This is a genomic window from Pseudomonas sp. R2-60-08W, assembly GCF_003852335.1.
In the GTDB taxonomy this organism is placed as follows: domain Bacteria; phylum Pseudomonadota; class Gammaproteobacteria; order Pseudomonadales; family Pseudomonadaceae; genus Aquipseudomonas.
Genome location: NZ_CP027731.1, coordinates 3,194,250 through 3,215,811 on the forward strand (window position 1 = coordinate 3,194,250; position 21,562 = coordinate 3,215,811).

At 57.1% G+C, this 21,562-nt stretch carries 19 protein-coding genes and 2 pseudogenes; 16 read left to right on the plus strand and 5 right to left on the minus strand.

The window, feature by feature from the left end; genetic code table 11:
• Position 1: 1 nt before the first annotated feature.
• The 11 genes from C4J90_RS14475 to C4J90_RS14525 all read left to right on the plus strand — a co-directional run bounded on the left by C4J90_RS14475 (position 2) and on the right by C4J90_RS14525 (position 10,671).
• Positions 2-1,000, plus strand: a complete 999-nt coding sequence (locus C4J90_RS14475; protein WP_124363042.1) for an acyl-CoA dehydrogenase family protein — start codon at positions 2-4, stop codon at positions 998-1,000.
• Positions 997-1,755 (plus strand): PIG-L deacetylase family protein, encoded by a 759-nt coding sequence (locus C4J90_RS14480; protein ID WP_124363043.1) that lies wholly within the window; start codon positions 997-999, stop codon positions 1,753-1,755. Before C4J90_RS14475 ends, C4J90_RS14480 begins: the two co-directional genes overlap by 4 nt.
• Entirely contained in the window at positions 1,752-2,351 is a 600-nt protein-coding gene (locus C4J90_RS14485) for an SAM-dependent methyltransferase (RefSeq protein WP_124420139.1), read from the plus strand. The genes C4J90_RS14480 and C4J90_RS14485 overlap by 4 nt, the downstream gene beginning before the upstream one ends.
• Complete coding sequence (locus tag C4J90_RS14490) at positions 2,348-3,007, plus strand: glycosyltransferase family 2 protein (RefSeq protein WP_124420140.1); 660 nt, start codon at positions 2,348-2,350, stop codon at positions 3,005-3,007. The genes C4J90_RS14485 and C4J90_RS14490 overlap by 4 nt, the downstream gene beginning before the upstream one ends.
• A 129-nt stretch (positions 3,008-3,136) precedes the next feature.
• On the plus strand, positions 3,137-3,898 hold the full coding sequence (locus tag C4J90_RS14495) for a PIG-L deacetylase family protein (RefSeq protein ID WP_124420141.1): 762 nt from the start codon (positions 3,137-3,139) through the stop codon (positions 3,896-3,898).
• A gap of 158 nt (positions 3,899-4,056) precedes the next feature.
• Entirely contained in the window at positions 4,057-6,213 is a 2,157-nt protein-coding gene (locus C4J90_RS14500; protein WP_124420142.1) for a TonB-dependent siderophore receptor, read from the plus strand.
• A 972-nt stretch (positions 6,214-7,185) separates the two neighbouring features.
• Complete coding sequence (locus tag C4J90_RS27480) at positions 7,186-7,878, plus strand: methyl-accepting chemotaxis protein (RefSeq protein WP_256658987.1); 693 nt, start codon at positions 7,186-7,188, stop codon at positions 7,876-7,878.
• Between the two features lie 253 nt (positions 7,879-8,131).
• Complete coding sequence (locus tag C4J90_RS14510; protein ID WP_124363049.1) at positions 8,132-8,371, plus strand: hypothetical protein; 240 nt, start codon at positions 8,132-8,134, stop codon at positions 8,369-8,371.
• A gap of 160 nt (positions 8,372-8,531) precedes the next feature.
• The gene (locus C4J90_RS14515; protein WP_124420143.1) at positions 8,532-9,677 is read left to right on the plus strand and encodes a sensor histidine kinase; all 1,146 of its coding nucleotides are present in this window, start codon (positions 8,532-8,534) and stop codon (positions 9,675-9,677) included.
• Positions 9,678-9,714: 37 nt separating this feature from the next.
• Positions 9,715-9,945 (plus strand): DUF6429 family protein, encoded by a 231-nt coding sequence (locus C4J90_RS14520; protein WP_124420144.1) that lies wholly within the window; start codon positions 9,715-9,717, stop codon positions 9,943-9,945.
• Between the two features lie 105 nt (positions 9,946-10,050).
• Positions 10,051-10,671, plus strand: a complete 621-nt coding sequence (locus tag C4J90_RS14525; protein WP_124420145.1) for a LysE family translocator — start codon at positions 10,051-10,053, stop codon at positions 10,669-10,671.
• Positions 10,672-10,707: 36 nt separating this feature from the next.
• Here C4J90_RS14525 and C4J90_RS14530 read toward each other — a convergent pair whose 3' ends face one another.
• Positions 10,708-11,922 (minus strand): aldose 1-epimerase family protein, encoded by a 1,215-nt coding sequence (locus C4J90_RS14530; RefSeq protein ID WP_124420146.1) that lies wholly within the window; start codon positions 11,920-11,922, stop codon positions 10,708-10,710.
• A 469-nt stretch (positions 11,923-12,391) separates the two neighbouring features.
• Between C4J90_RS14530 and C4J90_RS14535 the strand changes: the two genes are divergently transcribed.
• Positions 12,392-12,694: a hypothetical protein gene (locus C4J90_RS14535; protein WP_124420147.1), complete on the plus strand. Its 303-nt coding sequence runs from the start codon at positions 12,392-12,394 to the stop codon at positions 12,692-12,694.
• A 240-nt stretch (positions 12,695-12,934) separates the two neighbouring features.
• On the opposite strand, the gene C4J90_RS14540 is transcribed toward C4J90_RS14535, so the two are convergent.
• Positions 12,935-14,884, minus strand: coding sequence for an AAA family ATPase (locus C4J90_RS14540; RefSeq protein ID WP_124420148.1), 1,950 nt, complete (start codon positions 14,882-14,884; stop codon positions 12,935-12,937).
• Between the two features lie 464 nt (positions 14,885-15,348).
• Between C4J90_RS14540 and C4J90_RS27305 the strand changes: the two genes are divergently transcribed.
• Both C4J90_RS27305 and C4J90_RS14550 read left to right on the plus strand, forming a co-directional pair.
• Positions 15,349-17,370 (plus strand): methyl-accepting chemotaxis protein, encoded by a 2,022-nt coding sequence (locus C4J90_RS27305; protein WP_124420149.1) that lies wholly within the window; start codon positions 15,349-15,351, stop codon positions 17,368-17,370.
• Between the two features lie 581 nt (positions 17,371-17,951).
• A complete protein-coding gene (locus C4J90_RS14550) occupies positions 17,952-18,404 on the plus strand; it encodes a hypothetical protein (RefSeq protein ID WP_124420150.1) in 453 nt (150 codons plus the stop codon).
• 616 nt (positions 18,405-19,020) lie between these two features.
• Here C4J90_RS14550 and C4J90_RS27155 read toward each other — a convergent pair.
• Positions 19,021-19,206: a hypothetical protein gene (locus C4J90_RS27155; RefSeq protein ID WP_256658865.1), complete on the minus strand. Its 186-nt coding sequence runs from the start codon at positions 19,204-19,206 to the stop codon at positions 19,021-19,023.
• 233 nt (positions 19,207-19,439) lie between these two features.
• Here C4J90_RS27155 and C4J90_RS27160 point away from each other — a divergent pair, with 233 nt between their 5' ends.
• Positions 19,440-19,742, plus strand: coding sequence for a hypothetical protein (locus C4J90_RS27160; protein WP_124420151.1), 303 nt, complete (start codon positions 19,440-19,442; stop codon positions 19,740-19,742).
• A gap of 52 nt (positions 19,743-19,794) precedes the next feature.
• Here the strand turns inward: C4J90_RS27160 and C4J90_RS14565 are convergent.
• Positions 19,795-19,976, minus strand: a pseudogene (locus tag C4J90_RS14565) (transposase); the annotation flags it as partial.
• Between the two features lie 253 nt (positions 19,977-20,229).
• On the opposite strand from C4J90_RS14565, the gene C4J90_RS14570 reads away from it, so the two are divergent.
• Positions 20,230-20,964 (plus strand): hypothetical protein, encoded by a 735-nt coding sequence (locus tag C4J90_RS14570; RefSeq protein WP_124420152.1) that lies wholly within the window; start codon positions 20,230-20,232, stop codon positions 20,962-20,964.
• A 12-nt stretch (positions 20,965-20,976) separates the two neighbouring features.
• Here C4J90_RS14570 and C4J90_RS14575 read toward each other — a convergent pair.
• Positions 20,977-21,165: pseudogene (locus C4J90_RS14575) on the minus strand (transposase); the annotation flags it as partial.
• Between the last annotated feature and the right edge of the window lie 397 nt (positions 21,166-21,562).

The window sequence follows — 21,562 nt, forward strand, 5'->3', positions numbered from 1 at the left end:
GATGGCGTTGCACGGATTCCTTTCCGGCTACCGGGGCTATGCGGACACGCAAGCCCTTGGTAAGGCCTTGAAGGACCTTCAGGAAGAAGGCCTGGACCAACTGCCGTTGCCCGGCAGCGGCCAGACGCTTTCGCGCTATAGCGGGCTGGCGCAAGTCGCCGGCCATGACCTGCGCCTGTGCAAGCTGTTCGAAGGCCACACCGATGCGCTGGCGATCATTGCTGAACTCGACAGCCCGCTGCCGCCCTTGGGCAGCACCTGGGGGATGTGGGCCGCCGAGCCGCCGAGCGCCAAGGTGCGCGTGCAGCGCGACGGCCAGCGCTTGATCGTCGACGGGCGTAAAGCCTGGTGTTCCGGTGCGTCCGTGGTCTCGCACGGGTTGTTGACCGCGTGGGACGAGGAGGACCGTCAGCAACTGGTGGCCGTGAAGATGGACCAACCGGGCGTCAGGGTAACGGATGAAGGTTGGGATGCGGTGGGCATGGCCGCCACAGGCAGTGTCGAGATCGTCTTCAGCGAGGCCAGGGGCCTCGCAGTCGGCGGGCCGGGCGACTATCTGGCGCGCCCGGGCTTCTGGCACGGCGGCATCGGCATTGCGGCGTGCTGGTATGGCGCGGCGCAGCGCCTGGCCGAAGTGCTGCGCGAGCAGTGTGCCAAGCACTCCGAGCCGCATGCGATGGCCCACCTCGGCGCGGTGGACAGTGCATTGAACAGCGCAGCCTGCGTGCTGCGCGCCAGTGCCGAGCAGATCGACCGGGCACCGACCGCCGATGCCCGGTTGCTGGCCCAGCAAGTGCGCGCGTGCGTCGAGGAAACCGTCGAGCAGGTGATCCAGCATGTCGGGCGTGGCGTAGGCGCGGGGCCTTACTGCAAGGACCCGCACTTCGCCCAATTGATGGCGGACTTGCCGGTGTACGTGCGCCAAAGCCACGCCGAACGCGACTTGGCCGCCTTGGGCGTACAGGTAGCCGGCGAGCCCTCCGGGAGGTGGCAGTTATGAAACCCAATCCGATTGTCGGCCAGGGCACATCGCTGCATTACTGGCAAACCTCGTCGCGCCTGGCTGAACTGCCGCATATCAGCGTTGAGCAACTGGTACCGGAGGGGCATCGTGCGGTCATCATCGCCCCGCACCCTGACGATGAAGTGCTCGGCTGCGGCGGTTTGCTGCAAGGGCTGGCCGACCTGGGCCGACCCATTCAGTTGATCTCGGTCACCGACGGCAGCGCCAGCCATCCAGGCTCGCAACGCTGGCCGGTGCAACGTCTGAGCGTGGTGCGCCCCCAGGAGTCGGCCCAGGCCCTGCACCGCCTGGGCTTGCCGATGCACAGTCTGAAGTGGCTGCGCGCCGGGTTCACCGACAGTAAAGTCGCCGAGCGCGAAGAAGAACTGGCCGTATTCATCCAGCGCTACCTCAAACCCGACGACGTGGTGTTCGCCACCTGGCGCGAAGACGGGCATTGCGATCATGAAGCCGTCGGCCGCGCCAGTGCGAAAGCCGCCCAGGCCGTGGGCGCCACCTTGTACGAACTGCCCGTGTGGACCTGGCACTGGGCGACCGCCGAAGACGGCATGGTGCCGTGGGACCGTGCGCGCAAGATCCCTTTGACGCCTGAGAGGGTGGCGCGCAAACGCCATGCCATCCACGCTTTCGCCAGCCAGCTGGAGGGCGACCCCCAGATCGGCCTGCCCCCCGTGCTGGCGCCCTATGTGGTGGAGCGCTTGCTGCAACCTTTTGAAGTGGTGTTCGTTTGAGTGTGACAACCCCTTACTTTGACCAGATGTTCGCCGGCAACGACGACCCCTGGGCATTTCGCCAACGTTGGTACGAACGGCGCAAGCGCGCCATGACCCTGGCCGTACTGACCCGCGCGCGTTATGCCTCGATCTTCGAACCCGGCTGTGCGAACGGCGAGTTGAGCGCCGAACTGGCGGCGCGCTGTGATCGCTTGCTGTGCTGTGACACGGCGAGCGCTGCGGTGACGCTGGCCAAGAAGCGGCTCGCAGGATTTTCCAACGTGCAGGTGGAGCAATGCCGGTTGCCCGAACAGTGGCCATCGGGGCAATTCGAGCTGATCGTGTTAAGTGAGCTGTGTTACTACCTTGACGCCGCTGATCTTGAGCGCCTGATTGGCCGCTGCCTCGATACCTTGACGGATGACGGCCAACTGCTGGCGTGCCATTGGCGCCCGCCCATTGAAGGCTGCCCGCAAACTGCCGAGCAGGTCCACGGCCTGCTCCAGCAGCGGTTGGGCCTGCATTCGGTCGTGCGCCACCATGAAGAAGATTTCCTGCTCGACCTGTGGGGCCGCGACGGCGCCTCGGTCGCCAGCCTTGAGGGCCTGCGATGATCGGCATTCTGATTCCAGTGCACAACGAAGAAGCGCTGCTGGGCGAATGCCTGAGGGCTGCACAAATAGCCGCGCGTCATTCGGATCTGCACGGCGAAGCGGTACAGATCCTGGTGGTGCTCGATAGCTGCAGCGACGGCAGTGAAGCCATTGCCCGCACGCACGGGGTGCACAGCCTGGCGGTGCAGGCACGGAATGTCGGGCATGCCCGTGGGGTGGGCGCGCAACATCTGCTGAACCTGGGCGCGCGCTGGATCGCCTGCACCGACGCCGACAGCCTCGTGGCTCCGGACTGGCTGGTGGCGCAACTGGCGCTGGGCTGCGACGCCGTGTGCGGCACCGTGACCGTGGACGCCTGGAGTGCAGACTTCGACGCGGCGGCGCAGATTCGCTATCACCAGGCTTACCAGGCCCGCGACGGGCATCGGCATATCCACGGCGCCAACCTCGGCGTAAGCGCCAGCGCCTATCTGCAGGCCGGTGGTTTTGAACCCCTGGCATGTCATGAAGATGTGCAGTTGGTGCGCAACCTGGAACGTTGCGGTGCGTCCATCGCCTGGAGCCACAGCCCGCAAGTGATCACCAGTGCACGCCTGGAGTGTCGCGCCCAAGGTGGTTTCGGTGACTATTTGAAGAGCCTGATGCAGGTTTCGTAAAAACAACCACATTTCTTGTCTATGCTTATAACCTATCGCACAGCGCTCCAGGATCGGAGCGCCGCGCACTCACCGCAGCGGAGCCTGGGGTGAGCACACACGCTTGAACCGACAAGGATGTGACACTTGATGAAAACCGCCTCGTTAAGCGAGGGCCGTCGCGGCCCCGCGCAAATCTGGAACAGCGCGCCGCAGTTGGCGCATATTCCCGTTATCACGCTGACCAGCCTGGTACCGCCCGGTGCACGGGTGGTGGTGATTGCCCCCCACCCCGGCGATGAAGTGCTCGCCTGCGGGGGCCTGCTGCAGCTGCTCAGCACCCGCGCGCACCCGTTGAAATTAATTTCCATCACCGATGGCAGCGCCAGCCACCCTGGCTCCCAGGTCTGGTCGGCCAACCGCCTGAGCGCGGTGCGCCCCCAGGAAAGCGCCGAGGCCCTGCGCCGCTTGGGCGTGCCACTGCACAGCCTGAAATGGATTCGTGGCGGCTTTCGCGATAACGCCCTGGCCAGCCATGAACAACCGATCAGCCAGTTCATCGCCCGCTACCTGCAGCCAGGTGATGTGGTGTTCACCACCTGGCGCCATGATGGCAACGATGACCACGAAGCCGTCGGCCGTGCCAGCGCCAAGGCGTGCACGCTGGTGGGCGCGCAACTCTATGAATTGCCGATGTGGGCCTGGCACTGGCCGGCACGCGAAGGCTCGGTGATCCCTTGGCAACGCGCGCGCAAGTTGTGCCTCGACACTTGGAGCGTGGCGCACAAGCTGCACGCCGTGCATGCCTACGCCAGCCAGCTGATGGGCGACCCCGCGATCGGCTTGGCGCCGATGCTTGCCCAAGTGTTGCTGGAGCGCATGCGCGAGCCCTACGAAATAGTGCTCATCTAGGCAAAGGTGGCAAAACGCCGGTGCCCGGCGTATGAAAATTTCGTTAACTGATTCATCTCGTAGGCTTTTTCCCACAAGCTCAATCTGCCACACTGATGCGAATAATTATCAACAGATTTATTATTCGCTAAGGATGGCGTTCAGGGAGAGCTACATTCATGTCTGTGCGACACCATGGCGGCAAAGGGTTTTCACCGAGTTCGATAGCAATGGCTATCTGCCTGACCACCACCCAGGCGACCTTCGCGGCCGAAGCCGACGCCCCGCCCACTACCATTGAGCTCGGCGCTACCGAGGTTTCGGGGCACCAGCTTGGCGAAACCACTGAAGGCAGCGAGTCGTACACCACCGGTTCGATGAAAACCGCAACCAAACTGCCCCTGACCCTGCGTGAAACCCCACAGGCCGTCACCGTGATCACCCGTCAGCGCATGGATGACCAGGCGATGACCAGCATCAATGATGTGGTCAACGCCACGCCAGGACTGTTCCTCAACTACTCCAGCGGCCCCGGCCGGCAGGGCTACACCGCGCGTGGTTTCGACGTCGACAACCTCATGTACGACGGCATTCCCAGTGGCTATGACGGCGTTAACGTCGGTGCCCAGCCGAACCTGGCGATGTTCGATCGCGTCGAGGTGGTTCGCGGTGCCACTGGCTTGGTGACCGGTGCCGGCAACCCCTCGGCGGCGATCAACCTGATCCGCAAGCGGCCCCTGGCCGAGCAGAAAGTCACCTTGACTGGCGCCGCCGGCAGTTGGGACGACTACCGTGGCGAACTCGACGCTTCCAGCCCGCTCAATGACAGCGGCACCTGGCGTGGCCGAGTGGTCACCTCTTACCGCGACGCCAACAGTTTCATCGACAAGGCCGAGCAGGATCACGGTTTGTTCTATGCCGTGACCGAAGCCGACCTGAGCGAAGACACCCGCTTGACCCTCGGCTACTCCAACCAGAAAGACAAGACCAACTACTTCTGGGGCTCGTCGATGATCGGCCTGGATGGCCATCACCTCGATTTGTCGCGTTCGTACAATCCCGGCACCGACTGGGAGAACAAAGACCAGGAAATCAACACCGTCTTCGTCGAACTGCGCCAGCAACTGGCCAATGATTGGGCACTGCAGGTCAACGCCAACTACGCCGTACAAGACGCATTGTTCTCCGGTTCCTACCAGTCGCGCTGGACCGACAACACCCTGGCCCGCACCGTGTACCAGTCCGCCGCCGATGAAAAGCAGGCCGGGTTCGACGCCTTTGCCAGTGGCCCGTTCCAGGCGTTCGGGCGCACCCATGAGCTGGTCGTGGGCACCAGCAAGCGCATCTACGACCTGACCACCCGCAACTACAGCCCGTACGATCTGAATTGGCCGATCAACGCCGGCAAACCGAACTTTACCCACACCAACAACCAGCGCGATGTCACCACTCAGGACGGTGTCTACGTCACCACCCGCCTGAGCCTGGCCGACCCGCTCAAGCTGATCCTCGGCGGGCGCCTGGACTGGTACGACTACGACAACCGCGATGGCGATGGCGACTATAAGGTCACCCGCAACCTCACCCGCTACGCGGGCCTGATCTACGACCTGGACGACCAGCACTCGGTGTATGTCAGCTACAGCGATATCTTCACGCCGCAACGTGAAAAAAGCACCGGAGCCACCCCGCTCAAGCCCATCGTCGGCAAAAACTATGAAGTCGGCATCAAGGGCGAATACCTGGGCGGCGCGCTGAATGCGAGCGTGGCGCTGTTCCGTGTCGACCAGGAAAACCGCGCCGTGCAGATCGTCGTGCCAAACTGCCCGCAGGCCTCCTGCTACCAGGCCTCGGGCGAGATTCGCAGCCAGGGTATCGACTTCGAACTGCAGGGCGCCTTGACCGAGAACTGGCAGGTCGGCGGTGGCTACACCTATGCGCGCACCCACACCCTCAAGGACGACGCCAACCCGCAGAAGGTCAACAAGCAGTTCGACACCGACACCCCGGAGCACCTGTTCAAGCTGACCACCCGCTACAACTTCCAGGGCCCGCTGGAAAAACTCCGCGTGGGCGGCAACGTCTCCTGGCAGAGCCGCATGTACAACGACATCCAGTTGGCGGACGGCAGCACCTATCGGCTCAAACAAGGCGGCTACGCTGTCACCGACCTGATGGCCGGCTACCGGGTCAACCAGCACCTGGACTTGCAGCTCAACGCCAACAATATCTTTGATCGTCACTACTACCAGTCCATTTCCGACGCGGTCACCTATGGCGGCGATTCCTACGGCAGCCCACGCAACATGATGCTGACGGCCAAGTACAGCTTCTGATCGTCATCCGCGGCTGCCCGCTCGGGCGGCCGTGCTTAAAGTCCCCTCTCGACTGGCCGATAACCGTCTGTCGGATCTTGTCCGGCCCCCATCGCCACACCTGCTTTTCCTGCGGCCAGCGTGGCACGCCGCATGCTTGGTTCCTGGCCAAACCACATGGAGTACACGTGAATGCTCAACCGCACACGCTTTATGGAGCACTACCGCAAGGCCGACCGCATCATGCTGGCGTTGATCTGGCTGATGTTCCTGTTCTCCTTAGGCCTGGCGTTCTGGCATGACACCTTCACCCAGGCGCTGATTGTCGGGGGCGGCACCGGCGTGGTGCTGACCGCGCTCTACCGCGCCATCGGCGGCACCCGCGTGATGCGGTGTGTGCTCGGTGCCGGCCTGATGGTGATGGCGGCCTTGCACATCAATCAGGCGCAGGGGGTGATCGAAGCGCACTTCGGTATTTTCGCGCTGCTGGCGGTGCTGACGTTCTACCGTGACTGGCTGCCGATCCTGGTGGCGGCGCTGACCATCGCCGTGCATCACCTGGTATTCCATGCCCTGCAGCATCAAGGCCTGCCCGTGTTTGTGATGGCGCATCACGGCGGCTGGACGATGATTTTCGTGCACGCGTTCTACGTGGTGATGGAAACGGTCGCCCTGCTCTACCTCGCCGTGCACAGCCACGCCGAGGCGGTCGAAAGCCAGGAAATGCTCGAAAAAATGCTCGCTGTCACCTCGCAATTCGAAGCCGAAACCGCCAAGGGTGAAGACAAAGTGCGTGTGTCCCTCGCCAAGCGCTTCGACCACTTCCTGCAGCAACTCACCCACCTGATCGACGGCGTCGCACGCGACTCCCATGGCCTCGGCCAACTCGGCCAGGAACTGGCCACGGCCAGCGGCACCCTGGAAAAAGGCGCGCGGCATCAACTAACGCAGATCAATGAGATGACCGGCTCGATGCAGCGCATGGAAGACGCCATGGGCCATATCACCCTGCACGTCGAACAAGCGGTGGAACACGCCGGCCAGGCCAGCCAGCAGATTGTGCGCGGCCAGGAAAGCGTTGGCCGCGCCCGGCATGAAATCACCCAACTGGCCTCGCGCATCAATGGCACGCAATCTACCGTACAGTCGTTGGCGGTGCAGGCCGAGCAAATCGGCTCGGTGCTGGAGGTGATCAGCAGCATCGCCAACCAGACCAACCTGCTCGCACTCAATGCCGCCATCGAAGCCGCCCGCGCCGGCGAGCAAGGCCGTGGCTTTGCAGTGGTCGCCGACGAAGTGCGCAGCCTGGCCCAACGCACCGCCCTCTCCACCCAGGAAATCAAGACCATCATCGAAGGCCTGCAGCAAGGCAGCCGCCAGGCCGTCGAAGCCATGCACGACAGCCGCCAGGGCGTGGAGCGGTGCGTGGAAGACAGCCAGATGGCCGTCGACATGCTGCGCGCCGTGGGCGAAGACATCGCGCATATCGATCAACTCAACGGCCGCATTGTCACCACCACCCGCGAACAGACCTCGGCGAACCTGGAAATTGTCGAACGCCTGCAATCGGTGCAGCACATCGCGCAAAACACCGCCGACGACGTGGAAACCCTGGCCCGCAGCAGCGAACGCCTGCCACCGATCGCCGTGCGCCTGGATGCGCTGGGGCGCAGGTTTCATCCGTGATTCATGCCATCGGCTCAGCAGCCGAAGCCTCTCTAACTGCAGCCCCGCGCTCCAAATGTGGGAGGGGCGGTGCGACGATTCGACTTGCCCCCGATGGCGGCCTGACTAGCGAACAACTGTACCTGCGCAACTGCAGGTCATCGCCTCCCGCTCGTGCACTACGAAACTCCTGAACCTTCCGCCGGTCGATGCTTTCAAGAGGCCGACAGTGCCTCAGGTGTCTTGTGTGTAGTGAATGCCTGCGGAGACGGCCATGAAAGAAGCCATTAGCGATTTGCCCGGCCCTATAAAACGACAGGCTGACCGAATTTTGCGTGAGATCGAACTGGCAGGGTCGATGATCCTGGCCGTCAAAAGCGGCGCCAAAGCCCAGGGGTTTGTGCTGGGCATCACCTGCTGTGAAGGGCTGACGTCGGAGCGCTGCGAGCAGTTGGCAAGCCATTTCGACAGCGTGGTAGAACAGAGGCTGAGGGCCCTGACATTGGGCCTGTAAGGTCAGGCGCATGACCGCTGTGCGCGCGTAGATTGGATCCATGGCAGCCCCGGCACCGGCCGCGCTTTAAAAGCGGCGAACAACCTCCTACACTGCCGGGAATTTCCCTTCATCTGCGCAGCCTCGCTCTTCTGCCCGACTCGCATCAGGATTTACAGACATGCGCCTGCCCGATTTCATCCTGGAAAACCTCGAGCCGATCCTGCAGGCCTGGGAAGATTTCGCCAGAACCATCGAGACACCGGGCGAGGAACTCGACAGTGTCGGGCTGCGCGACCATGCCGAGCAGATGTTGCGGGCCATCGTCAGCGACCTGCGAACCAAGCAGACCCGCCAGGAACAAATAGCCAAGGCTCAGGGCCAGGCGCCGGCGGACGACCAGGAAACTGCGGCGGAAACCCATGCCATGACGCGCCTGATGGCGGGTTTCACCATCGACCAGATGGTCTCGGAATACCGTGCGCTGCGCACCAGCGTGGTCAGCCAGTGGATGCGCCAGATCAAGGACGGCACCCCGATCAATGTCGACGACATGACCCGCTTCCACGAAGCCATCGATCAGGCCCTGGCCGAGTCCATCGCCAGCTATTCACGCGCGGTCGAGGCGTCACGCAACATGTTCCTGGGCATCCTTGGCCACGACTTGCGCACCCCGCTCGGCGCGATCCTGCTGGGCGCCGACGTGCTGCGCCGCTCACAGGACGCCGGCGCCCGCGCGACCAAAATCGCCAACCAGATCTACACCAGCGTACGCCGCGCGAGCCAGATCGTCGGCGACCTGCTCGACCTGACCCGCTGCCAGATGGGACCGGGCATCCCGGTCAAAACCGCCGATATCGACCTCTCACCGCTGTGCCAGCGCGTCATAGAAGAAATCCGCACCTTTCATCCCGAGGCCATCGTGATGTTCGACGCCAAAACGCCAGTTGCAGGGCAATTCGACGGCGCGCGCATGGAGCAGGTCTTCTCGAACATCGTCAGCAACGCGGTGCAGCATGGGGACACCACCCGGCCGATCCAAGTCGAGCTGGGCATACGCGAGGGCTTCGCGGTCTTCACCGTGCACAACAGCGGTGAAGCGATCCCCGAGGACGTCCTCCCGTTCATCTTCAACCCCATGGGTCGCTTCTCCCAGCGTACCGCGATCAATCACGGCCCCACGGAGGGTTTGGGTTTGGGCCTGTTCATTGCCTCGGAAATCGTGGCGTCTCATGGTGGGTCGATTGAGGTAAGTTCCGATATGGAACAGGGCACGGTGTTTAGTGTGAGAGTGCCGATTGATAAGCAAGAGAACAGTGTTGCCTGAAACGAGCCGCGCCCGATTCGCGAGGGGTGTAACCACTATGGAATACGACGAAAAGCTGATAGAGGAAGCCGTGCTGGCCCTGCTGACAGTCTTCAGCACCGATGACGGAAACTCATGGAAGGGGCACGATTTTCAGGTCATGAACCGATTACATGAACAGGGTTTTATCGATAACCCGGTAAACAAGAACAAATCGGTCTGGTTGACGCCACAAGGGCTGGAGCGCGGTCGGGAACTGGCTGATCGGCTGTTTGGGACGAGGGCTTAGGTCAGGACAACCTGTACCTTAGTCGACATAACGCAGCCGTGATTGCCGCACCGCCCCCACTCCCCTTATTCTCGACGCTCCCGTCCGACCGAATCCGGAGCCGCCATGGACCTCGCCGCCCTCGCCCTCTTCCTGCCCGCCTGCTTCGCCCTGAACATGGCGCCCGGCCCCAACAACCTGCTGTCGGTGAGCAACGCCACCCGCTACGGCTACCGCACCTCCTGCCTCGCCGGTCTCGGCCGTTTGCTGGCCTTCGCCGGCATGATCGCCCTCGCCTCCGCCGGTTTGGCGGTGGTGCTGCAAACCTCGGAGTTGTTGTTCTACGGGATCAAGCTGCTTGGTGCGGCGTATCTGTTTTACCTGGCCTATCAGCTGTGGCGCGCAGACCCGCGGGCAGAAGCGGAAATGGTCGCCGGCAAGGTGGGCTTATGGGCCCTGGCACGGCAAGAGTTTCTGGTGGCGGCGGGCAACCCCAAAGCCATCCTGATCTTTACCGCCTTCCTCCCACAGTTCGTGGTGCCCGGCCAACCTATTACCACGCAATTCGCCCTGCTGGGCGCAATGTTCCTGGCCCTGGAATGGATCGCCATCAGCGCCTACGCCTATATGGGCCTGCATATGCGCCGCTGGTTTGCCGAGCCTAGGGGTAAGCGGATCTTCAATCGGTGCTGCGCGGGGTTGTTGTCGGCGGCCGCAACGGTGTTGTTGACGGCGCGCCGGGCGTAACTCCCGCGCCGGCCTGTGGAAGCAGTGCAGGCGCCCTTACTCCTTGGTCAAATCAACCAACGGCGTCTGCCGCACCTCCGTCTCGCGCCCGGCCTGAATCTCGCTGACCTGCTGCAAGGCCTTGTCCACAGCCGCCTTATCCGCCAACAAGCTGTAGCTGATGCGGAACTGCTTGTGTTCCTTGGGCCCAATGGTGGGTACCAGGTTCAGTGGCCGCTGATAACGGCGGTTGTAGGAAAAACTCGTCCCCGGCTCCAGCCCCGTGACATAGCCCTGCCCTTGAGTATCGGTATTCTTCCACAGGGAAAACACCGGCAGCGTCTGCGTATTGAAACCGACCGACACGCCCAGGCTGCCAGCTTTGTTATGCAGCACGGTCAAGGTATCGCCCTTGGCATCGGCATAGGGCACCACGTTGTAGACCGTTTCATCGTAGTCCTTGGTGGGTGCGCGATAGGTTTGCCAGTCGGCCAACTCGCTCTTGGCCTTGTCGTTGAACGGCGACACCTGCTTCACCGGTGCGGCAAAACGCGCGCCCTGCTCCAGAAACGGGGTGCTGAAGTTACTGTGATACAGCGCCTGGTATTCCTTCGGATAGTCGCCGTTGTTGGTCAGGGTGTCGTTGAGAGCAAACACGACACTGCCGGGCTCGGTGACCAGTTCGGTCGCCACGGAAAAATCGACCTTCTTGAACGCCTGCTCTTTCAGCTCGCCGCGCAGGGTGATGGCGTACGGCGGCTTCTCATCGATGTGCAGGGTGACTTTGTTCGCAGGAATATTCGCGGCCCTGCCATGCAGCGTCAGCAATTCACCGTTGTCGATGCCAGGGTGACCGACCCATTCATAGCCGCAACGGGTGACCAGCTCATTGAAACCTTCCAACCAGCCCAGCCCGCCGCGACCATTGAGCTCAATGAAGGAAGGATTGACCACTTCCTTGACCGGCGAATCCCACCCCATGCGCACATCGCCGACCGAAGCCTGCAACACGTTCATACCGCGAGTCGGCACCACCGAGAGCTTCATCGTGCCGTTATCGATGTCGACAATGCTCACCCCCTCCTGCCGACCGCCGTGCAAAGTGCGCAGGGTAACGCTGAAGGGTTTGTCGGTTTGCACACCGAGTTGCTGGCTGGTGACCTGCCAATTCTGCGCGGCTTTGTCGGTGTCGAGAAGCACGTAGTCCCAGGCCATGGCGTGGGAAGCGGCGGAGAGTGCGGTGAGGGCGACAGCGAATTTTAGGGGGATCATGACGGTTGCCTTTTTTGGAGTTGTGGCAGTTTTATAGACGTGATTAAACGTTTCAGCAAGCTTAAAAAGCGAGACAGCGAAGGGAAATGCCGAGCAGGGAGTGAAACTAATTGGGAGGGTTAGGCGATGTCATTGCGATGAGACTGGAGCGTAAAAGGAATGGATTTCAGCGTATCAATGCTGTTTACAACCTCAAGGTTGATCCTCCAGCGCGTTGACGCTTATAGTCCGCCCCGTCGCCCCCATGGCGATCAGGTTTGGCGACCTGACTATCGGATGCAAAAGCACTGTGCTTTTTTGCAGATGCTGCTGCACATTCGCAAAGCTGCCTCAATGGCGGCTGTGCGCGGGAGACCCTCGGGTCTGCCGGGTCTCCGATACCGGTTCGCCAACCTGCGTACAGCTGCCACCCCATCGTTTGGCGACGACTGGGTGGTGGTAAGCCACTGCACTTATCGGAGATTCAAACATGGAAAGATACATCCCCCTTACCGGAATCGATCTGGTTCCAGCGTCCCTGCTCATTGATTCAGAAGCACCAATTGATGTACTGCAAGCGATGGCTGACTATCGCATTCGCACTGTGACTCAGGTGTTGGAAAACATCGCTTTTCGGGGTGAGGTGGACGCTGATTGCGTTGTGCTTTCGGATTTTGCACAGCTGTTGGCGATACCGTTGCGGGATGGGTGTGATTTGATGGATGTTATTGGGCGGCGGTTGCGGGAGCAGGTTTCGGAGGTGGAAGCGGGGTCTGTTGCTACGCCGGGATAATGAAAAATCTCCACGCGCTGGCGCAACTAGGCCAGCGTGTGGTGAAAGCAGTGGGTGCTTTCTCATCGGCTGCAATCGGCCAAAAGCGGTCTTTCGTGGGAGGACGCGTTCGACCCGAAGCGGACTATCAGGTTTAGATCTTATACTTCATCCCAATGCTCGCGCATTCGCTGGATTCTAAAGCGGCAAGAGGTGGTTTGCCGCCGTATTCATGAGTATGTGAAAATAATATTTTTAGGTTTAAATTGGTTCCTGTAATTTTCGAAATGCTTCAAGTAAGCACAGTGGCAGAAGCGATGGAAACTCGTCAACAACACGCTTCAAAATTATTGCTTTCAAGTCATTAGTCCGGTGATAACGTCTTAAGCCATCAAATTTAGACTTCAGTAATTCCTCTAAGTCATGTCCCTGCATTAACATAAATGATTTCGGCAGAAACACAAATTGACCATTAAGGTATTCACATCTAATCCTTGAGGTTTTATCGTCAGATGCTTCATGGAAAGCCTTGTAAATAATATAATCTACAATGTGCTGCAGCCTCGGCTGAGTCATTTTTAATATGTCAGCGCTACCTTCGTGCTCTTCCATGCCAAGCTCGTTTCTTTCAATGCTTTTATCTTGAAAAAGTAGTATCGCCACCAATAGCGGGTCTAAAATGTAATTTTCTATGGAGTATCGATTGTTATGCCCGAGAACTACAACTTTATCATTTGGCTGGTTGATGGTATCCCAATCAATTAATCCTCTAATTGTCGTGTTTCCATGACTGGAAAGTTGCTCGACAATATCTTTAACGTGTACACATCCGCCGACTTTTGAATCGCTGGACGCAATAAAGCTCAGCGACACCGCAGGGTGCAATCTTGATTTTATTTTTTTTAGAATTTGGTCATAATACTGAGCATCAAGGTGGCTTTCTACAAAGATCTGACGTCTATTTTCGTAGCTGATACTTATGCTTGGAACTCCCGACATCAATAACGATAGCGCACTATCTTTGTTGGTTTTTTTAAGTCGACTATTACCTTCCTTAGTCATTACAAAAATCGCCTCCTCCGGACAGAGCGCTACAGTCGAAGGCGAGTGCGTAGTCATAATTACTTTTATTTTGCGCTCACTGATCAATACCTTTTGAATGGTGTCGAGTAGTGACTGGGTCATTGACGGGTGTAGTGGTGCATCAATTTCGTCAAAGAGAAGTATCTGCGGATAATTCACTCTGTCGCCTGAGTCTCTTGTGTAATATAAGCATAGGGCAAACGACATTAAAATTCTTTCGCCTGACGAAAGGTCATTAAATTTTACCTTTGCGTCAGTGACTAAGTCAGTGAGTATTGGCTCATAAGGACGATCATCAAATTCGTCAGGCTGATTAATTCTAAATGAGAGATTGGCTGTCTCTAGAATATCATTCAAAAAATCCCAAGGGGGTGAACCATATTTTTCAAAAAACTCCTCCTTCGTCAATACCGGCACGTTATCGCCGCGAACATCACGTCGATATGCTTTGAATTCATTCGCCACGAAAGTAGTTTGATACTCTGAAAAAAGCCTTGCAAATGATTGTTGAAACAAATCTACAGGCTGCCATGCCATTGGGTAATGTTCGTAAAATAAATCCATGTCGAACGCAACGAGTGGAACTCTGCAATCGGCTGTGATTTTTTCAATCAGTCTAGGATTAATTGTGGGGCTGTGTGAGTTAAATTGCGATTCAATGCTTTGGCTGTGAGCGGTCAAATTAGCTTTAATGTGCTCATACACTAGCTCGGCTTGATCTGGTGGGATGCCATAACTGTACAGTTCTGATGATTTTAATCCCGCCAACTTCCTTAAGTCTAGCTTAGAAAGTTCTGGCCACTGATGCAAGGAAGACTCGAGCCCTGCCTTTGTGTTGTTGATCAAGGTGAATATATGGTTCCATGCCCCGTCTCTTTCCTGTTTGCTCTGAAAGCTTGCAAACGCTCCTGTATCTGTAGGAATTAATGTCGTCGCGTCGAATAAGCGAATCGATCGGATATGGGGCGAATGTGCGACCCCATCTATCGAAAGCGCCCCCTCATCCAAAGCCTTCAATAATTGGCTCTTACCCGCCCCATTAGTTCCTGTAATAATCGTGAAGTCTGGCAACTCCACATCTTCAAACGTCTTTAATGATTTGTACGGGCGCAAGAGGGTCAATTTCATCACTAGTTAATCCATTATCATTCAAGGGCTTGCTGTTTATGAAGGCATTGGAACGTCTCGAATTTACTCAGTCCGCTCTAGTATTTGATCTTATCCTACAAATTTTAATAGTGGTAGCTAATGGCTAGCACCTTTTGCTTGCTTTGGTGAATGCGTGAGGTTATTGAGGCTGAGACAGCAACGCTTGTATTGCATTGAGAGTCTGCTATTGGCCGAAACCCGCCGACTCCAATCGGCTGATAGCTGCCGCTCACAAACGACTGCTATCGGCCAAAAGCGGACACCAAGAGCGTCAACGAAACCCGGAGCGATTCACTCTCGGCCGAAAGCAGCCTATCAATAAAGGGGAAACTCCCTAAAACTGCGTCCATCCGTCACATCCCCCTCCAGCCCCCACCCAACCTGCCGATAACCCTACTAATCGCATGCCTACCCCTCCCCCCCCCCTCAATCGAGTCCACCGAATGAACCCACTCTCCCGTCTAAAAAAAGCCCGGGGCGATCGTCAAGGCACCGCCACGCTCACCAGCACTGCCAACGATCTGGACGCCGCCCTCACCGCCTTACGCATCACCCCCACCCTGATCACCGGCTTTATCTCGCCGCATCTGGACATCGACGCAATCTCCGCCAAGCTCAAACGCCGCTTCCCCCAATCCTCCATCAGCCTGTGCACCACCTCCGGCGAACTCTGCAATGCACCCAATTCGCTGTATTGCGCCACGGGCGAGCGCTGGGACCGGGTGGTATTACAGCTGTTCGACGACACTCTGATCGCCTCGGCCGAGGTGGTGATGGTGCCGTTGGAGTGTGAGGACATCCGCGGTGGCGGTAAGCGGTTGGGGATGCAGGAGCGGATTGCCAAGTTGGTGGCCAATATCAAGCGAGTGCAGGTACGCATGTCGATTGATCATCGCGATACGTTGGCGTATGTGGTGTTCGACGGGTTGTCGGCGTCGGAGTCGTTTTTTATGGAGGCGCTGTATGAGTCGGGGCGGTTTCCTTGTTTGTTTGTCGGGGGATCGGCCGGGGGTAAGTCGGATTTCCAGAAGACGCTGATTCATGACGGTCAGCGCAGTTATCAGAACCATGCGCAGATCGTGTTCCTGAAGACGGCGGCGCATGCGCGGTTTGGGGTGTTCAAGAGCCAGAACTTCAAACCGGCGGATTTGACCTTCAGTGTGCTGACCGCCTCGGTGGAGGACCGCACGATTGACCAGGTGATCGACAGCAACGGCAATATCAAGAGCATGGTGCAAGCGCTGTGTGATGCGTTCAGTTGCGCGCCCCAGGCGCTGGAGTCGAAGCTGGCGGACTATTCGTTTGCGATTCGGGTGGGCAGTGAGTTGTTTGTACGATCCATCGCGCGCATCGATTATGAGCAGCAGATCGTGCAGTTGTTTTGCGACGTGGCGCCGGGCGAGGAATTGGTGATGGTGCGGCGTACGCCGTTGCGTGAGGCGACGCGTCTGGACTATGAACAGTTCCTGCGCGGCAAGGGTGGCCAGCCGGTGGCGGGGATTTTGAATGACTGCATTTTGCGCCGGCTGAACAACGGCGCCGAGCTGGGCAGCATGGCCGGCATTTTTGGTGATGTACCGTTGGCGGGGTTTTCGACCTTTGGGGAGATTTTGGGCTTGAACCTGAATCAGACGCTGACGGCGATTTTCTTCTTTCGGGTGGCCAAGGGTGCGAGTTTCAGTGATGAGTACGTGGACAATTTCATCGCCCATTACGGCGAGTTCAAGGCATTTTTCCTACGGCGCCAGGTGAAGAAGTTGGCGGGGTTGAACCATGTGGTGGTCAAGCAGATTGCCGCGTTCAAGAACAATGACTTCAGCAATACCCTCAATACCCGTGGGCTGGACCGCAATATCCTGCCGGTGTTCGAAGGCTTGGCAGACTTAGGCATGGTGTTGGCCCATGCCGAGCGTCAGCAGGAGGACATCGCCGCGCAGCTCAAGCATTACTCGGGTGAGTTGCACGCTTCGATGGATGAACTTGTGGGTACGATCGACCAGCAGAACGCCGTGTCTGCCCAGGCCGGGACAACGGTAGAAGGGCTTTCCAGCCAGGCGGATGTGGCGGTGGAAGGTGCGCGCACGCTGGCCGGGTCGAGTTTGCGTATCCAGTCGATTGTGCAGGTGATCCAGCAGATCGCCGGGCAGACCAACCTGCTGGCGCTTAACGCCGCCATTGAAGCGGCGCGCGCGGGCGACCTGGGCCGGGGTTTTGCGGTGGTGGCGGATGAAGTGCGCAAACTGGCGGAAATCACCCGTAAGAATGCGGCGGAAATCGGCGTGGATATTGACCTGCTGTCCAGTGAGATCCAGCGCGTTGCCCAGCAGATCGAAGACCAATCCACCGGCGTCGGCGCGTTGCGCGAAATGCTCAATGCACTGGAGGCGTCGAGCCGCGCGACCGAGGGTACGGCGCAACGCACTAAAACCATTGCGGATACGTTGACCGGCCTCACCCATGCGTAGGCGCAAGTCGAGTCGCCAGGGCTACAACGCTCAGTCAGAGAACCTATTCACCATTTTTTCCAGGAACGTTAGGCTGCCGACATTGGAAAGCGCCCCGTAATCCGGGTTCAGGATATCCCGCAAATAGCCCTGATCAACCCGGATACTGGCCGAGGATGTGCAAAAACGTTTTTGAGCGCGTCAGGTACTCCAAACTGGGCTGGAAATCGCGTTTCTACGCGAAATCCACATCTGCAGACGTGCCGATAAATTTCAGATTTAACGTAGACGCGCACACTTCAATTTTGGCGAAGCGTTTTTACACACTCTGGGTCGATCGCAGTCGTTCATGACAGGCAGTAATCGGCTGATAGCTGTCGCTCACGAACGACTGCTATCGGCCAGAAGCAGACAGTGGACAGTCCACCAATGCATCAGTAATGATGCACCCGCCGCAACCACGCTTTTACGTCGTACTGTCGCGCTTACAAAATCACCTTTTAGGCTGATCAAGAGGCAATGTGTCGCTACGGAAACTTACACGGCAAGTATTCAGAGAATCTGCGACAGTAATGTCGCCTAATAAATATTTGGGAGCCACCATGAACCTTATTTTAGCATTCACAATTTTATTATTTACATTAACAGGATGCGCTACAACTGGGAGCCAATCGCCACAGCAAGCCGCACAATCTGCGGCAATTTTATTTGAGCAACAAAAATTTAATTTGGTTTGGGTTCCCGCAGCGAATAACGGTATCTCCGGAGCTATGGCATCCGCTCTTATCGGAAGTGCAGGTTTAGACTCTCCAATTGTTTCAAGCATCCACCAAATAATCGCTCCTGCAAGCAAAGCTGATGTTCGTGTGGCCATCTCAGGAGCCAATAGTTCTTTTGCAGCTAACTCAGCTATTGCAGCTTTAAATAACACATCAACTATGCTTCCTAAGTTACAACTTGCATTTATCGGCTCGAAATCAGACTCCGAGGCCGTTCGCTCGGTAGTTGAAGCTAAAGGCGGTAAGTTCTTACACTCCACACCAGATGGCTCCTAAATAGCGACAAGCGACGCTGGCTTGACCGGCGACAGGCGACCCATAGCGGCCAGTGGCGCCAGGATGAGATCGGTTAGGAACAGTGATCCTGGGAATTGCGCGCAGTTGGGGATAGGCCCACGAGAACTGAGTCTGCTGAGCACTGCCTGGCTGAGGCCAGCTCAGCACCCCCGCTGCGAGGCGAATAAATAGGGACTGAGTAACTTCGACGGCTCCTTTGTATTCATGCTTCGCCCTCCATCGTTCTCTTCCCTGATTGCAAAATTACCATTTTCGAGTTGATCGACCAGTCACTCCATAAACGTACCAACGGAGCTTGCCAGAACAAATTTCTCCTCTTCGTCGCTGCCAAAATTGATGACTTGGCCCGAGACCCCGTACTCCCCAGGGTCCAGGTCTACGCCTAGATGGTTGCCTCCGTAGTCGTAAGCAACGGAATCCAGTACGCATTGGCATACAGAGTCTGAACAGCGCCTGCTTTTGCCGAACTTGAGAATGCGCTCGCTTCAATCATGCCCTCGGGTGACCAATCATCGACAATGTTTTTCCAAGATTCCCAATGTGACTTTGCGTCAGCAAGGGGAAGGAAATTTAGCCCAAAAAAAAGGTCCTGAGGTCACAGCACCTTTTTGCCCATCATGCAGCCTGTATAAGTCCTTAAACTCTCAGGAAGCGCTCTGCCAATATCACGTTCAAACTCTCTTATTGAAGCTTCCGAACAGCCTGGAGACAAATCTTCGCGTACTTCGGGGAGATTGACTTCCAACCGCCTTTCCAGTCGTTCCATCGATGTCTTCATCATACGGTTCCTATGCGACAGGAAGCACACACTAATACATGCGGCGAGCATTTGGTATCGACGTCGAGCCCTTCTCACGACGAATGACTACACATTCCACGTAACGCCCGGATATTGCTCGACCGACCGCTTTAGGTCGGCTTCTGCCCGTCATGATAGACGTCTGTCGGCCAGGAGCGGACTGTTTCCCAGTAGATAAATCTGTCCCCTTTTCCATACTTATCGGAGATTCAAAAATGGAAAGATACATCCCCCTTACCGGAATCGATCTGGTTCCAGCGTCCCTGCTCATTGATTCAGAAGCGCCACTCGATGTACTGCAAGCGATGGCTGACTATCGCATTCGCACTGTGACTCAGGTGTTGGAAAACATCGCTTTCCGGGGTGAAGTGGACGCTGATTGCGTCGTGCTTTCGGATTTTGCGCAGTTGCTGGCGATACCGCTGCGGGATGGGTGTGATTTGATGGATGTTATAGGGCGGCGGGTGCGGGAGGAAGTTTCGGAGGTGGAAGAGAGTTCCGCTGTGACGTCTGGTTAGTAAAAATCTCTGCGCGCTGCAGCAATTAGGCCAGCGCGTGGCGAAGGCAACCCCGGTAAAGCGCTCGTCTTCCAGTTGTGCGAACCAGCCCTCCAAAGCGTTCAGCCAGGATGCACTGGTCGGGGTGAAGTGCAATTTAAAGCGTGGATGCTTTTCCAACCGCTGCTTGATGGCAGACTTTTTGTGAGCGGAACTGTTGTCCAGAATGACATGCAAATCCAGCCCCGATGCAGTTTTCTGGTAGCGTCTGTTCCGATGTACTGGGCACCGAGCAGAAGTAGTGACTGGATCTCATGGCCGTTCGGAGCAGGAAAGTGTAGTGGTAAGCGTAGAGGGCACGGTGTGTGCTTCGATTTCTTTGATTTATAACTTCTAGATAGTGTGATTATTTCTAATTGATATTGTGGACTGTCATTTTTCACAGGTTCCGAGGTTAGTTGTACATGGGAGAGTAAAGCCTCGTCGACTCTTTTGAATGGTGATGAGAATGGGCAAGAAACTAGGCGTACTTCAGACTGTGTCTAAGTTTACGAAAAAAATTGATGTCGATTACATAAGATTTATGCGCCTTATAGATGAACTTACTTACCCGCAAGCGGCTTATGAATGTTTCCTTATCCAAAGTGTTTGGGCTGAAGAAAATTTAGTGCCATACAGTAACAATCATGTAGCACGTCAACTTGGGGCAGATGGAATTTATTACACTAATTATAAAAGTGAACTTTCTATCGGGCGTGTTAGCTGTGAGGTTCCTGATGAATGGCAGGAGAACCTCTCGGTTGACATGTCGTCGGATAATATCTGGTGTGTTTCAGTTACTAGTGATAAAACGCATTATATTTCTGTGAGGCGTTTGGATTTACGTCGCGGTTTTGTGTGCGACAATCATATAGTTAAAAATTATGCTGTTAAGTTCTCATCTGAATTATTCGTGATTCCGATTTCGGTGATATTGTCCATATTTCCTGCAGAGCAGTATCTGAGGATGACCGTTAAGGGGATGAACAATAGTTTTAATCTTGCGCAGGGCACAATGGTTTCATTTGACTCTGGCTCAGTGACAGTACGAAGCCCAAACCATGGGACAAATCAAACTGTCTATTATTGTAATATCGAAACCATTGAGACTGACCGAACTGGACCATGGGTAGCCCAAGCCGCTCAGGAAGCTGATTTGAGGAGGGTTGGTTACGAATGGTATAAGGGAGATGTAAAAATTTAGTTATAACTAGTGGCTTGCCGTTTTGTGAGTGGAACTGTTGTCCAGAATGACATGCAAATCCAGCCCCGCTGGCGTGCTGCGGTCAATTTGTTGCAAGAAATCTAGGAGTTCCTTGGCCCGGTGGCGCTGGGTAATTCGCCCAATGACTTGGCCGGTCATAATGTCGAAAGCTGCGTACAGACTCGCGGTTCCATGACGCTGACGGCCTTAGGCGTCAATCCCTCAGCCAGGGAAAGCAGTATGTTCGCCCGTTCGGCGAGGCTTTGCCTGAGCGTACTCATCCTCAACCAGCCTTGAAGGGTCATGAGATCGGGCGCGTAAGAGAAAAGGGAGCAGTTGGCCGGGGCATAGCTATCACCGATCCATGAAATTGGCTGCATAGTATATCGTCGCCTTGGAATATCGGGGTCTGGAAAATCGGGGCCAGCCCCCGATTTTCTCGACTCCGATTTTCTCCGATGGTTTGCCGAGCCGAGGGGTAAGCGATTTTCAATCGGTGCTGTGCGGGGTTATGGTTGGCGGTGGCGACGGTGCCAGCGCGTGACGGAGAATAGATACGTTCTCATCGTCTGGAATCGGTCAATAGCGCTCTGCCCAT